At 73.9% G+C, this 13265-nt stretch carries 12 protein-coding genes; 10 read left to right on the plus strand and 2 right to left on the minus strand.

Annotated features, from left to right (window positions below; translation table 11 throughout):
* Window positions 1-17: 17 nt before the first annotated feature.
* The 7 genes from ACZ466_RS26145 (at window position 18) to ACZ466_RS26175 (ending at window position 7250) form a co-directional block, all read left to right on the plus strand.
* Window positions 18-254 (plus strand): glutaredoxin family protein, encoded by a 237-nt coding sequence (locus ACZ466_RS26145; protein ID WP_378284386.1) that lies wholly within the window; start codon window positions 18-20, stop codon window positions 252-254.
* A gap of 292 nt (window positions 255-546) precedes the next feature.
* Window positions 547-1287, plus strand: coding sequence for a redox-sensing transcriptional repressor Rex (locus ACZ466_RS26150; protein ID WP_378284328.1), 741 nt, complete (start codon window positions 547-549; stop codon window positions 1285-1287).
* Between the two features lie 82 nt (window positions 1288-1369).
* Window positions 1370-2764 carry a glutamyl-tRNA reductase gene (locus tag ACZ466_RS26155; protein ID WP_378284327.1) on the plus strand — a complete coding sequence of 465 codons (1395 nt, stop codon included), beginning with the start codon at window positions 1370-1372 and terminating at the stop codon, window positions 2762-2764.
* A gap of 32 nt (window positions 2765-2796) precedes the next feature.
* Window positions 2797-3666 carry a hydroxymethylbilane synthase gene (gene hemC / locus ACZ466_RS26160; protein WP_378284385.1) on the plus strand — a complete coding sequence of 290 codons (870 nt, stop codon included), beginning with the start codon at window positions 2797-2799 and terminating at the stop codon, window positions 3664-3666.
* The gene (locus ACZ466_RS26165; RefSeq protein WP_378284326.1) at window positions 3663-5375 is read left to right on the plus strand and encodes a bifunctional uroporphyrinogen-III C-methyltransferase/uroporphyrinogen-III synthase; all 1713 of its coding nucleotides are present in this window, start codon (window positions 3663-3665) and stop codon (window positions 5373-5375) included. The genes hemC and ACZ466_RS26165 overlap by 4 nt, the downstream gene beginning before the upstream one ends.
* Window positions 5376-5413: 38 nt before the next feature.
* Window positions 5414-6400 (plus strand): porphobilinogen synthase, encoded by a 987-nt coding sequence (hemB, locus tag ACZ466_RS26170; RefSeq protein ID WP_378284325.1) that lies wholly within the window; start codon window positions 5414-5416, stop codon window positions 6398-6400.
* A 208-nt stretch (window positions 6401-6608) separates the two neighbouring features.
* Window positions 6609-7250 (plus strand): bifunctional DNA primase/polymerase, encoded by a 642-nt coding sequence (locus ACZ466_RS26175; protein WP_378284324.1) that lies wholly within the window; start codon window positions 6609-6611, stop codon window positions 7248-7250.
* A 42-nt stretch (window positions 7251-7292) separates the two neighbouring features.
* Here the strand turns inward: ACZ466_RS26175 and ACZ466_RS26180 are convergent, their stop codons facing one another.
* Window positions 7293-9194: a serine/threonine-protein kinase gene (locus tag ACZ466_RS26180; protein WP_464043971.1), complete on the minus strand. Its 1902-nt coding sequence runs from the start codon at window positions 9192-9194 to the stop codon at window positions 7293-7295.
* 147 nt (window positions 9195-9341) lie between these two features.
* On the opposite strand from ACZ466_RS26180, the gene hemL reads away from it, so the two are divergent.
* A complete protein-coding gene (gene hemL / locus ACZ466_RS26185; RefSeq protein ID WP_378284322.1) occupies window positions 9342-10646 on the plus strand; it encodes a glutamate-1-semialdehyde 2,1-aminomutase in 1305 nt (434 codons plus the stop codon).
* On the opposite strand, the gene ACZ466_RS26190 is transcribed toward hemL, so the two are convergent.
* Window positions 10643-11521 (minus strand): dihydrodipicolinate synthase family protein, encoded by an 879-nt coding sequence (locus ACZ466_RS26190; RefSeq protein ID WP_378284321.1) that lies wholly within the window; start codon window positions 11519-11521, stop codon window positions 10643-10645. The two genes, hemL and ACZ466_RS26190, sit on opposite strands and share 4 nt — an antisense overlap.
* Before the next feature lie 72 nt (window positions 11522-11593).
* On the opposite strand from ACZ466_RS26190, the gene ACZ466_RS26195 reads away from it, so the two are divergent.
* Together ACZ466_RS26195 and ACZ466_RS26200 are read left to right on the plus strand one after the other, a co-directional pair.
* On the plus strand, window positions 11594-12535 hold the full coding sequence (locus ACZ466_RS26195; protein WP_378284320.1) for a LysR family transcriptional regulator: 942 nt from the start codon (window positions 11594-11596) through the stop codon (window positions 12533-12535).
* Window positions 12536-12581: 46 nt separating this feature from the next.
* Window positions 12582-13214 (plus strand): hypothetical protein, encoded by a 633-nt coding sequence (locus ACZ466_RS26200; RefSeq protein WP_378284319.1) that lies wholly within the window; start codon window positions 12582-12584, stop codon window positions 13212-13214.
* Window positions 13215-13265: the final 51 nt, after the last annotated feature.

Raw genomic sequence — 13265 nt, forward strand, 5'->3', positions numbered from 1 at the left:
ACGGCATCCTGATCACGATGTACGGCAAGCCGGGCTGCCACCTGTGCGAGGAGGCCCGCGCGGTGATCGAGCGGGTCGCGGCCGATCTGGGCGTCGCCTGGGAGGAGCGCGACATCACGCTCTCCGAGGAGGACACCCGGCGCTACTGGGAGCAGATCCCGGTCACCCTGATCAACGGCGTCCAGCACGACTTCTGGCGGGTGGACGAGGACCGGCTGCGCGGCGCCATAGCGGAATTGCGGAAGCCCGCGTGACACGGCTGTAATTCGGTGACCCCGGAATGTCTTGTCGGTCACACCGGCGGACCCCCGCCCCACCGGGCGGCCCCTCCGGGGATCACCGCGAAACCGCTGGTGGCAGGGGTTGTGGCGGTTCGCGACGAGAATCGGCCGGACCCCTTGCGCGGGGGGCGACTTTGTGCGCCTATTCACAAAGGCTTAACCTGAGGGATAGCCCCGTGGGGCCGTGCCGAATCCGTCGGGGCCCCAGAGCGGGGTGAGGGGTTCTCGGGCCCCGTCCCCAGCGTCGAGTCCCCGAGAGCAGGCCGTGACACCTCGACAGAACCGCAACCGCGACCGCACCGACCGTGGCATCCCCGAAGCCACGGTCGCGCGTCTGCCGGTGTACCTGCGCGCCCTGCACAGCCTGCAGGACGGCGGGGTCGCCACCGTCTCGTCCGAGGAACTCGCCGCCGCCGCCGGGGTCAACTCCGCGAAACTGCGCAAGGATCTGTCGCACCTCGGCTCGTACGGGACCCGCGGGGTCGGCTACGAGGTCGAGTACCTCGTCTACCAGATCTCCCGCGAGCTGGGGCTCACCCAGGACTGGGTGGTCGCCATCATCGGTGTGGGTAACCTTGGCCGGGCACTGGCCGGCTACGGGGGTTTCGCCTCCCGCGGCTTCCGCGTGGCGGGCCTGCTGGACGCCGACGAGTCCATCGTCGGCCAGGAGATCTCCGGGATGACGGTGGAGAACATCGACCGGCTGGAGGACCTCATCGCCGAGCGCGGCGTGTCCATCGCCGTGATCGCCACCCCCGCGGCCGCGGCCCAGGGCGTGTGCGACCGGGTGGTCGCGGCGGGCGTGACGAGCGTGCTCAACTTCGCCCCGGTGGTGCTCTCGGTGCCCGACGGAGTAGACGTGCGTAAGGTCGATTTGTCGATCGAGTTGCAGATCCTCGCCTTCCACGAGCAGCGCAAGGCCGGCGGCCCCGGCGACTACGAGCCGCTGACCGGCGCCGATGAACCCCCTGGGACGACGCAGTACGTAGAGGCGGTAGAGGCATGAGCGTGGCCGGGACGGGCGGGGAACAGGGCAGGGCCCGCGGGCGCGGGCGCGGCGTGAGCGAGTCTGGACGGTGTTGCGCGCGATGAGCGTGTTGGTGGTCGGGTTGAGCCATCGGAGCGCGCCGGTGGCCATGCTGGAACGCGCGGCGGTCACCGGGGACGACCTGGTGAAGCTGCTGCACGAGGTGCACGACTGCGCGCACGTCGGCGAGGCGGCGATCGTGTCCACCTGCAACCGCGTCGAGGTGTACGCGGTGGTCGACAAGTTCCACGGCGGTGTCTCCGCCATCTCGAACCTGCTGTCCCGGCATTCGGGGATCCCCCTGGACGACCTGTCGCGGCACCTGTACGTCCACTACGAGGACCGGGCGGTGCAGCACGCGTTCTCGGTGGCGTGCGGGCTGGAGTCCATGGTCGTCGGCGAGGGGCAGATCCTCGGGCAGCTGCGGCAGGCGTTCCGGCTGGCGCAGGAGCGCGGCACGCTCGGCCGGGAGCTGTACGACGTCCTGCAGCAGGCGCTGCGGGTCGGGAAGCGGGCCCACCACGAGACCGGGATCGACAAGGCCGGCGCGTCGCTGGTCAGCGTGGGCCTGGAGGTCGCGGCCGCGCATCTGGGCCCGATGGAGGAGGTCCGGGCGCTGGTGGTCGGCGCCGGGGCGATGAGCGGGCTGGCGGTGGCGACGCTGGGCCGCGCCGGCGTCCGCGAGATCGTGGTGGCCAACCGCACCTACGACCGCGCGGTGCGGCTGGCCGAGTCGGCGCCCGTGCCGGCCCGCGCGGTCGAGCTGGCCGCGCTGGACGGCGAGCTGGCCGCCGCCGACCTGGTGGTGTCGTGCACCGGCGCGGCCGGGCTGGTGCTCACCGCCGACCGGCTGGCCGAGCGGGGCGTGGGCGCCGACGGCCGCCGCCGGTTCTTCCTCGACCTGGCGCTGCCGCACGACATCGACCCGGGCGTGCGCGCCCTGGACGGCGCCGAGCTGGCCGGGCTGGACGACCTGCGCACCGCGCAGGAGGCCGCCGAGGCGATCGGTCCTGAGGCGGTCGAGGCGGTCCGCCGGATCGTGCGCGACGAGGTGGCGGTGTTCCTCGGCGCGGCCCGTGCCGCGGCGGTCGCGCCGACCGTGGTGGCGCTGCGCAGCAAGGCCGCCGAGGTGGTGGACGCGGAGCTGGCCCGGCTGACCGGGCGGCTGCCCGAGCTGGACGACCGCGCCCGCCGGGAGATCACCCAGACCGTCCGGCGCGTGGTGGACAAGCTGCTGCACGCGCCGACCGTACGGGTCAAGGAGCTGGCCTCGGCGCCGGGCGGTGACGCCTACGCCGACGCGCTGCGCGAGCTCTTCGACCTCGATCCGAAGGTCCCGGAGGCCGTCGCGCGCGCCGACATGGCCGGCGACATCACGAGCGACATCACGGGCGACATCACGGGCGACATCGCGGGCGATGGCGGGGCCGGGGAGCGCAAGGGGGCGGGACAGTGACCGCGCTGAGACTCGGAACGCGCAAGAGCCTGATGGCGACGACCCAGTCGGGGCTGGTCGCGGACGCGTTGACGCAGCGTACAGGGCATGCCGTGGAGCTGGTCGGGGTAACCACCGAGGGTGATGTCTCCAGGGCCCTGCTCGCCCAGATCGGCGGCACCGGCGTCTTCGTCAACGAGCTGCGCGACCGGCTGCTGGCCGGCGAGGTCGACTTCGCCGTGCACTCGCTGAAGGACCTGCCGACCGCGGACCCCGAGGGGATCGTGCTGGCCGCGACGCCGCGCCGCGACGACCCCCGGGACGCGCTGTGCGGCCCGTTCAAGCTGGCCGATCTGCCGCGCGGCGCCCGGGTGGGCACCGGCTCGCCGCGGCGGGTGGCGCAGCTGAGGGCGATGCGCCCCGACCTGGACGTGGTGCCGATCCGCGGGAACGCCGACACCCGGCTGCGCAAGATCACCGAGGGTGATCTGGACGCGGTGGTGCTGGCGTACGCGGGGCTGCGCCGGATCGGGCGGGAGGAGGAGATCGCCGAGATCTTCGAGCCCGACCAGATGCTGCCCGCGCCCGGGCAGGGCGCGCTGGCGCTGGAGTGCCGGGCGGACCGCTCGGAGCTGCGGGAGCTGCTTGGAACGGTCGACGACCCTGCCACCCGCGCGGCCGTCACCGCCGAGCGCACGGTGCTGGCGGTGCTGGAGGCGGGTTGCTCCGCGCCCGTGGGAGCATACGCTGCCGAAGGAGAACAAGAGCTGCGTCTGACCGCGGCCGTCGTCGCCCACGACGGGAGCCGCCAGATTCGGCTGTCCGCAAGCGGCCACCCCGATCAGGCCGAGCGGATCGGACGCGAGCTCGCGGCCGAACTGCTCGACCGGGGGGCCGACCAGTTGATGGGGGAGCGCGATTGAGCCCCGCGAAGCAGAGTCCGGCGAGCCCCGCCAAGCGGCGCGGCGAGACCGGGACGAAGACGACCACGACGACCGCGACGACCGACCCGACCGCCACGACCGACCCGCAGGACGCCGCCGCCCCCGAGACGGGGACCACCGCCAGGAGCGGGGCCCGGGCCGGGTACGGCACGGTCGCGCTCGTCGGCATGGGCCCGGGCGACCCCGGCCTGCTGACGCTGCGCGCCGCCGAGGCGCTGGGCCGCGCCGACGCCGTCGTCGTCCACCGCGCGCTCTGCCACGACGAGTTCCTCTCCCACTGCCGTCCTGACGCGGAGATCCTCGACACGGCCGAGGCCGACCCGGGCAAGCTGACCGCCAGGGCCGCCAAGGCGGGCAAGAACGTCGTCCGGCTGTTCCACGGCGACCCGGGGCTGGCCTGCGGCCTGGCCGCCGAGGGCGGGGCGCTGGAGAAGGCCGGGATCCCGTTCGAGGTCGTGCCGGGCGTGTCCGCGGTGACCGGCGTGCCCGGGTACGCGGGCATCCCGCTGACCGACGCCAAGCACCGCGAGGTCCGGATCATCGACGCCGGTGCGGGCGGGGTGGCCTGGGACCGCTTCTCCTCGCCCGAGGCGACGCTGGTGATCCTGGGCGCGGAGAACAGCGTGGCGGAGGTGGCCAAGGGCCTGATGGCGGTGGGCCGTCCCGACACCACCCCGGCCGCGATGACCACCATGGGCACCACCACCGAGCAGGAGACCGTGGTCTCCACGCTGCACCGGCTGGCCGCCGACACCAAGGGCATGGAGGCCCCGGCGATGATCATCGTCGGGGACGTGGTGGGCTGGCGCGACCGGCTGTCGTGGTTCGAGACCAAGCCGCTGTTCGGCTGGCGGGTGCTGGTGCCGCGCACCAAGGAGCAGGCGGCGTCGCTGTCGGAGCAGCTGCGCGAGTACGGGGCGGTGCCGGACGAGGTGCCGACCATCTCGGTCGAGCCGCCGCGCACCCCGCAGCAGATGGAGCGCGCCGTCAAGGGCCTGGTCACCGGCCGGTACGAGTGGGTGGTGTTCACCTCCACCAACGCGGTGAAGGCGATCCGGGAGAAGTTCTCCGACTACGGCCTGGACGCCCGCGCGTTCGCCGGGCTCAAGGTCGCCGCCGTGGGCGAGCAGACGTCGAGGGCGCTGGTGGAGTTCGGCGTGCAGCCGGACCTGGTGCCGTCCGGGCAGCAGTCCAGCGAGGGCCTGGTGGAGGTCTGGCCGCCCTACGACGAGGACCTCGACCCGATCAACCGGGTGCTGCTGCCGCGCGCCGACATCGCCACCGACACGCTGATCGCCGGGCTGACCGAGCTGGGCTGGGAGTGCGAGGACGTCACCGCGTACCGCACGGTCCGGGCCGCGCCGCCGCCCGCCCCGATCCGCGAGGCGATCAAGGGCGGCGGGTTCGACGCGGTGCTGTTCACCTCGTCCTCGACGGTCAAGAACCTGATCGGGATCGCCGGCAAGCCGCACAACGTGACGGTGATCGCCTGCATCGGCCCGCAGACCGCCAAGACGGCCGAGGAGTACGGGCTGCGCGTGGACGTCATGTCGGACAAGCCGTCGGTGTCGGCGCTCGCCGAGGCGCTGGCGGAGTACGGTGCGCGGCGGAGGACGGCCCAGGTCGAGGCCGGCGACCCGCTGCGCAAGCCCAGCCAGATGCGCCGGGGCGCCCGCCGCCGCAGGTGAGCCGCCGGCGCCCCGACCGGTACCCGGAGAGAAGGATCATGACTGCTCGGTTTCCCGTGGCGCGGCCCCGGCGGCTGCGGCGCACGCCCGCGCTGCGCCGGATGGTCGCGCAGACCCGGCTGAGCCCGGCCGATCTGGTGCTGCCGATGTTCGTCAAGGAGGGCATCGGCGAGCCGCAGCCGATCCCGTCCATGCCGGGCGTCTACCAGCACACCCGGGAGAGCCTGCGCAAGGCCGCGCAGGAGGCGGTCGACGCGGGCGTGGGCGGGCTGATCCTGTTCGGCGTGCCCGCGGTCAAGGACGGCGTGGGCTCGGGCGCCGACGACCCGGCCGGGGTGGTGCAGACCGCGCTGCGCGACCTGTCCTCGGATCTGGGCGACGACGCGGTCGTGATGACGGACCTGTGCCTGGACGAGTTCACCGACCACGGGCACTGCGGGATCCTCACCTCCACCGGTGAGATCGACAACGACGCGACGCTGGAGCGGTACGCGGCGATCGCGGTGGCGCAGGCGTCGGCCGGGGCGGCCGTGGTGGCGCCCAGCGGGATGATGGACGGCCAGGTCGGCGCGATCCGCACCGCGCTGGACGGGGCCGGCCACCACGACGTGGCGATCCTGGCGTACTCGGCGAAGTACTCGTCCGCGTACTACGGCCCGTTCCGCGACGCGGCCGAGTGCGCGCCCCAGTTCGGCGACCGCGCCTCGCACCAGCAGGACCCGGCCAACGCCGAGGAGGCGCTGCTGGAGGTCCGGATGGACCTGGACGAGGGCGCCGACATGGTGATGGTCAAGCCCGCCGGGCCGTACCTCGACATCGTCCGGCGGGTGCGCGACAGCGTGCAGGTGCCGGTGGCGGCGTACCAGGTCAGCGGCGAGTACGCGATGATCGAGGCGGCGGCGGCCAACGGCTGGGTGGACCGGGAGCGCACGATCATGGAGTCGCTCACCGCGATCCGCCGGGCGGGCGCGGACATCATCCTGACCTACTGGGCCGCCGACGTGGCCCGCACCCTCCCGCGCTGACGCGGTCCCCCGCCAGGAGGGGCGGGGTGATCGTTTACCGGTAATCACTTCCGGCTAGTCAGTTAGAGCCGTTTCCCGGGGGTCGCCGTGTGCCGCCACACGGCGCACGGGCATCATCGTTACCAAGGGAACTGCTCTCGGCCACGGTCGCGGCGCCTGCCTACGAGTTCGCGCCCCGCGCCTGGCCTCCACGCAGAGGGGGACGACGATGCTGGCGGTCTCGGGTAAACGGCAGAAGGCGGCCCGGGACCGGATGGCGTCCGCGGCCCGGGCGTACGCGGCCCTGGGCTGGCCCTGCACCCCCGGCGCCCATCCGTCCGGCGGCGACCGGGCGTGCTCGTGCGACCGGGTGGGCTGTCCCGACCCCGGCGCGCACCCGGTGTCGGGCGCGTGGGCGCTGCACGCCAGCATCGACCCCGACCAGCTGGCCCGCTGGTGGGGCAAGCGCCCGGACGCCAACATCATCCTGCCGACGGGGCGGGTCTTCGACGTCTTCGACGTCCCGGCCGCCGCGGGCGAGCTCGCGCTGGCCCGGATCGAGGGGGAGGGCCTGCCGGTGGGGCCGGTCGCGTCCGTGGGCGGCGAGCGGTACCTGTTCTTCGTGGCGACCCGCGGCGCGCCGGTCGACGAGGACGAGTGGTGGTCGTGCCATCTGGACACCTCGCCCGAGTCGATCGCCGAGACCCCCGGGATGCGGTGGCACTGCCGCGACAGCTACGTCGTGGCGCCGCCCTCGGTGCTCCCGTACGGCCGTGAGGTGGCCTGGATCCGCCCGCCGCAGGGCGACCCGCTCCCCGACCCGCTGCGGCTCCTGGAAGTCCTCTCCGACAGCTGTGAGGCCGCCGGATAACGCCCGTCCCGGACGAGGGACGGGCGCTACGCGGTTCGGCGGTCAGCGCGGGGTGCTGGGCGCGGCGATGGCGGCCCGGCGACCCCACCCCGTGTAGGTGGCCTGGACGACCTGCGTGCGCGCCTTGTCCGTGCCCTGGGCCCGGAACCACAGGTGCGCGGGGCGTCCCGCACGGTCCAGCCGGAGCGCGAACGCGACGTGCTGCGCGCCCGTCGCGCCGGCGAGCCGGCCGTACATCGACCCGACCGTCTGGATCCGGCTCAGCCGGTCCAGCGGTGCGGTGCCCTGGTAGACCTGGTCCACCTTCTTGAACGACGTGCTCGCCTGGAGCAGGGCCGTGATGTTGACGACCGAGCTGCCCCAGCGGGCCTGCGCGACCAGCGACGGGTACCCGGCGCCCTGCCCGTCGGCCGGTGCCGAGCGCCACGCCTTGCCCGCCATCACGTACGCGACGTCGCCCACCAGGATGGCGCGGGCGGAGCGGCGGGTCTCGCCGCTGCCGGAGACCGACATGGCGTACGACGGCGAACCGTTGGGGACCAGGCCGAACGTCCCCTTGGCGAGTGCGGCGGCGCCGCAGCAGCCGGTGCGCCGGTAGGAGAACGAGGCGCCCGGCGCCTGCGCGGTCGCCTGCTCGATCCGGGTGGCGAGGGCGCCGGCGGCCGGGTTGGCCGGCGTGGGCGGCTCCACGGCGGGCTGGGACGCGCTGCCGGTCGGGTCGACCGGGGCGGGGTCGTCCTTGCCGCCGAGCAGCACCGCGGCGCCGACCGTGCTCCCGGCGATCACCAGGACGGCCAGGGCGGCGGCGATGACCAGCGACCGGCCGCGTTTTCCGCCGCCGCGGCCCTCCCCGCCCGGCACCGAGCCCGAGCCCGAGCCTGGGCCGGGAGCGGGGGACGGGGCCGGGGGCGCGGGCGGCGCTGCGGCGGCGGCAGGCTGCGCAGGAGCCGGAGCCGGGCCTGGGGCCGGGGCCGGGGGTGCGTCGGCTGCGAGCGGCGCGGCGGGCGCCGCGTGCGCCGCCTTGTGCGACTTGGCGGCCTTCCCCGGTTTGGGCGCCTTGGGGACCTTGGGCGCCTTGGCGGGTGCCGGCTCGGGCTGCCGCGCGGTCGCCTCCGCCAGCTCGATCAGGCGGCTGCGGCCCTGGGCGAGCCAGGCCGGGCCGTAGGCGTCGACGGCGGCGTCCTCGACCGCGCCGAGGAAGTCGGCCGCCGAGGCGGGCCGCCGCTCCGGATCCTTGGCCAGCCCCTGCTCGATCAGTGCGCGCAGCGGGCCGGGCACGGCCTCCACCGGGATCGGCCCCTCGCGGTGCGCCTTGGAGATCGCCGACTGGCTGCGCCCGCCGTACGGCGGATGCCCGGTCAGGCACTCGAAGAAGATCGCGGTGGCGGCGTACAGGTCCGCCGGGGGCCCGGCCGGGGCGCCGCCCCACAGCTCGGGCGCCGCGTATCCGGGGTTGGTCTGCGCCTCGGTGCCCGCCCGCGCCATCCCGAAGTCCGTCAGCCGGCAGTTGCCGTCGTCGTCCACGAGGATCTCGGCGGGGCGCAGCGTGCCGTGCACCACGTCCTTGGCATGGGCGGCGGCGAGCCCGAGCAGGGTGCCGCTGAAGAGCGCCAGGGCCGCCAGCGGCCCGGTGGGGCCCTGGGTGGCGATCATGCGCCGCAGGCCGAAGCCGTCGACGCGCTCCATCACGATCGCGGTGCCCTGCGGCGACTCCACGAATTCGTAGAAGTCCACCACGTTGGGGTCCTCGAGCTGCGACAGGCTGCGCGCCACGGCGCGGAACCGCGACAGGAAAGCCTCGTCGCCGTCCAGGCGCGAGTCGAGGTACTTGATGGCGACCTTGGTCTGGGTGAGATCGTCGAGGGCGAGCATCACCCGGCCGCAGATGCCGCCGCCCAGCTCCTGGACGTGGGTGAAGCCCGGGACCGTCCAGCCGTCAACCACGTGCGAGCCATCCCTCCGAGTACGGCCGGCGCCGGTGCGTGTCGACGCCCATGTGGCGCCGCGGGTTTTTGTGTACTTGGTGGAATATCGGCCGCTTAGCGCCGTGGTCAAGAGCAGATGCCGAACTGCAACTGTCAGACTGGGCACGTGACCGAATTTGAAGTCTCCCAACAGTTGTTCAACAGGGCGAATCGGGTGGTTCCGGGCGGGGTGAACTCGCCCGTGCGGGCCTTCCGCGCGGTCGGCGGCACCCCGCGCTTCGTCACCGCCGGGCACGGGCCGTACCTCACCGACGCCGACGGCAACGAGTACGTGGACCTGATCTGCTCCTGGGGGCCGATGATCCTCGGGCACGCCCACCCCGCCGTCGTCGAGGCCGTCCAGGACGCCGCCGCCTTCGGCACCTCCTACGGCGCGCCCACGCCCCGCGAGGTCGAGCTGGCCGAGGAGATCACCGCCCGCGCCCCGGTCGAGAAGGTGCGGCTGGTCAACTCCGGCACCGAGGCGACGATGTCGGCGATCCGGCTGGCCCGCGGCTTCACGGGACGCTCCAAGGTCGTGAAGTTCGCCGGCTGCTACCACGGCCACGTCGACTCGCTGCTGGCCGCCGCCGGCTCCGGGGTGGCCACCCTCGCGCTGCCCGACACCCCCGGCGTGACCGGCGCGACCACCGCCGACACCGTCGTGCTGCCCTACAACGACGTCGGCGCGGTCGAGGCCGCCTTCGGCGAGTTCGGCCACGAGATCGCGTGCGTGATCACCGAGGCGGTGCCGTGCAACATGGGCGTGGTGCCGCCGCTGCCCGACTTCAACCGGCTGCTGAAGTCGCTGTGCGAGCGCAACGGCGCGCTGCTGGTGATCGACGAGGTCCTCACCGGGTTCCGCGCCTCCGCCTCCGGCTGGTACGGGATCGAGGGCGTGCCCGGCGACCTGATGACCTTCGGCAAGGTGATGGGCGGCGGGCTGCCCGCGGCCGCGTTCGGCGGCCGGGCCGAGATCATGGACCGGCTGGCCCCCGCCGGGCCCGTCTACCAGGCGGGCACGCTGTCGGGGAACCCGCTGGCCACCGCCGCCGGGCTCGCCACGCTCCGCAACGCCACCGCCGAGGTGTACGAGGCGATCGACCGGTCGGCCGCGCTCGTCGCCGCCGCCGCGTCCGAGGCCCTGGAGAAGGAGGGCGTGCCGCACCGGCTGCAGACCGCGGGCAACCTGTTCTCGATCTTCTTCACCGACGAGCCGGTCGGCGACTTCGCCGCAGCCCAGCGCCAGGACGGCAAGGCCTACGCGGCCTTCTTCCACGCCGCCCTGGAACGCGGCGTCTACCTGCCGCCGTCGGCGTACGAGGTCTGGTTCCTGTCCGCCGCCCACGACGAGCGGGCCCTGGAGCGCATCACCGACGCGCTCCCGCACGCCGCCCGCGCCGCCGCCCAGGCGTCCTACCCGGCGTCCTAGACGAGCGCGCGGGTCGCGTGTAGCGCCGAGAGCGCGCGGGTGACCGGCTCGGGCCGCGGCGGGTGCAGCGGCGCCCGCACGGACGGGTCACCGATCAGCCCCACCTCCGCGAGGGCCGCCTTCAGGACGGCCGGCGACGGCTCGCTGAAGAGGGCGTCCACCATCGGCAGGAGGGCGTTGTGCAGCGCCAGCGCGCGCGCTGTGTCGCCCGTGCGTACCGCCTCGGCCATGCCCGCGAACGCCTCCGGGGCGAGGCAGGCCGAGGCGGCGATCGCCCCTGCCGCGCCCAGATGCAGCATCGGGTGGACGTAGGCGTCGTCCCCGCACAGCACGGCCTTGCCCGTACGGGCGGCCAGCAGGGCGAGCGTGTCCTGGTCGATCGCCCCCGGGCAGAGCTTCATCCCGGCGACCCGATCCAGGGACAGCAGCCGCAGCGCCGTCTCCGCCGTGAGGCGCTTGCCCGTCCGGTACGGGACGTCGTACGCCAGGACGGGCACGTCCACCGCCGCGCACACGGCGGCGAAGTGGTCGAGGACGCCCTCGTCCGAGGGCCGCACGTAGTAGGGCACCACCACCAGCAGCGCGTCCGCCAGCGGGGCGCGCTCGCGGGCCTGCGCGATCGTGTCCGCGGTGCCCATCGCCCCGGCGCCCGCGACCAGCGGCGTGCCGTGCTCGATGGAGACGGCGCGGCAGACCTCCAGGACGGTGCGCCGCTCCGCCCCGTCCAGCAGCGCGGCCTCGCCGGTGGTGCCCAGCGCGACCAGGCCCGCCGCACCGCCCTCCAGGCAGCGCCGCGCGACCTTCTCCAGCGCCGCGGCGTCCACCTCTCCCGAGGCGGTGTACGGCGTGACCAGCGGAACGAAGATGCCCTCCATGCGCCCATGCTGGCGCCCGGCAGGATTTAGGACAATCTAGAACTCCTTGAGGGGACGCTTTAGAGTTACTACATGCTTGATCTCGAACGGCTGCGGGCGCTGCACGCCGTCGCGACCTACGGCTCGGTGAGCGCCGCCGCCGACGTCCTCCACGTGACCACCTCGGCCGTCTCCCAGCAGCTGGCCAAGCTGGAGCGGGAGACCGGGCAGAAGCTCCTGGAGCGCAACGGCCGCGGCGTGCGCCTCACCGACGCCGCCGTGCTGCTGGTCGAGCACGCCGCACGCATCCTGTCCCTGGTCGAGCAGGCCCAGGCCGACCTGGAGGCGCACCGCGGCGCCGTCGTCGGGCGCCTCACCCTCGCGGCCTTCCCCACCGCCATCCGCGGCCTCGTCCCCGCCGCCCTCGCCCGGCTGCGCACCGACCACCCCGGCCTCCAGGTGCTGCTGCGCGAGGAGGACCCGCTGCAGAGCATGCCGCTGGTCGCCCGGGGCGATCTGGACATGGCCGTCGTCCAGGACTGGAACAACGAGCCGCTCCCCCTGCCCGACGGCCTCTGCAAGGGCCTGATCTGCGACGACGTCGCCGATGTCGCCCTCCCGCCCGGCCATCCGCTGGCCGGGCGCGACGAGGTCGACCTCAAGGAGCTGGCCGGCGACCCCTGGATCAGCTCCTCGCCCGACAGCATCTGCTGCGACTGGCTGCTGCGCACCCTCCGCTCGATCGACGCCGAACCGAAGATCGACCACATGGCCTACGAGTTCGCCACCCAGCTCGCCCTGGTCGCCGCCGGGCTCGGCAACGTGATCCTGCCCCGGATGGGCCGCTGCGACGTCCCGTCCGAGGTCCACGTGGTCCGGCTGAGCTCGCCGCTCAGCCGCCGCGTCTACGCCGTCTGGCGCGGGGAGGCCGCCCGCCGCCCCGGCATCCGCGCCGCCACCGACGCCCTCCGCGCCGCCGTCCCCGCCGACCTCATCGCCCTGACCGCCACCCCGCAGACCCTCGTCCCGCATTGACCCCTCCACGCCGCTGAACGTCTGGAATCCTGGACGGATGCCTAGCATGTCGTTCGAGCTGGTCATCTGGCATGAACCTGGACAGATCACGGCGGATCGGGCGGCCCGTACGGTCGCGCCCGACGCCCGCACGGGCATCCCGCCGCACCCTGCGGTGGCCGCGTTCGTCCAGGAGTTCGCCAAGGCCTTCCCTGACACGGACCTGGACGACGGCGGGCCGCGGTACGCGGTCGTCCGGACGGCCCCGGAGCAGGCCGACGAGATCTCCACCCAGGTGTACGCCCTCGCCAGGGCCCACGGCCTGGTCTGCTACGACCCCGGGCGCGGGCTCGTCCACAACCTGGAGCCCCGGACCGCCCATCCCGAGACCCGGCTCCACACCGGTGACGGCATGGTCGTCGCCGATCCCGACCGCGGGCTCGTCCAGGACGTCCTGGGACGTCTGAGCCCCGCGGAGAACCCCTTCGCCGTCCTCGTCCTGTTCGGCCGCCACTTCATCCAGGTCTCGCCCGAGACGCGGCCGGGCGGCGGAACCGGGTACGAGCTGGAGTACAAGGACAGCCCGCGGAACCTCCTCTATCGCACCCATGTGGACGACCTCGCCGAGGTACGCCGGGCCTTCGACGAATACGCCCGCGACGAGCGGGGCTTCCTGGAGCGGCTGGAGTGGGCGACCTGACCGGAAGGCCCTTGGGACGAGACAGGACGAGACAGGACGAGCCTGTGGCCG

This window comes from Actinomadura rugatobispora (assembly GCF_055379765.1).

Coding starts and splice junctions, on each gene's coding strand:
- hemC (WP_378284385.1), top strand. CDS start 2,797: ATGGCGACGACCCAGTCGGGGCTGGTCGCGGACGCGTTGACGCAGCGT.
- hemB (WP_378284325.1), top strand. CDS start 5,414: ATGACTGCTCGGTTTCCCGTGGCGCGGCCCCGGCGGCTGCGGCGCACG.
- ACZ466_RS26200 (WP_378284319.1), top strand. CDS start 12,582: ATGTCGTTCGAGCTGGTCATCTGGCATGAACCTGGACAGATCACGGCG.
- ACZ466_RS26190 (WP_378284321.1), bottom strand. CDS start 11,521: ATGGAGGGCATCTTCGTTCCGCTGGTCACGCCGTACACCGCCTCGGGA.
- ACZ466_RS26195 (WP_378284320.1), top strand. CDS start 11,594: ATGCTTGATCTCGAACGGCTGCGGGCGCTGCACGCCGTCGCGACCTAC.
- ACZ466_RS26155 (WP_378284327.1), top strand. CDS start 1,370: ATGAGCGTGTTGGTGGTCGGGTTGAGCCATCGGAGCGCGCCGGTGGCC.
- ACZ466_RS26145 (WP_378284386.1), top strand. CDS start 18: ATGTACGGCAAGCCGGGCTGCCACCTGTGCGAGGAGGCCCGCGCGGTG.
- ACZ466_RS26175 (WP_378284324.1), top strand. CDS start 6,609: ATGCTGGCGGTCTCGGGTAAACGGCAGAAGGCGGCCCGGGACCGGATG.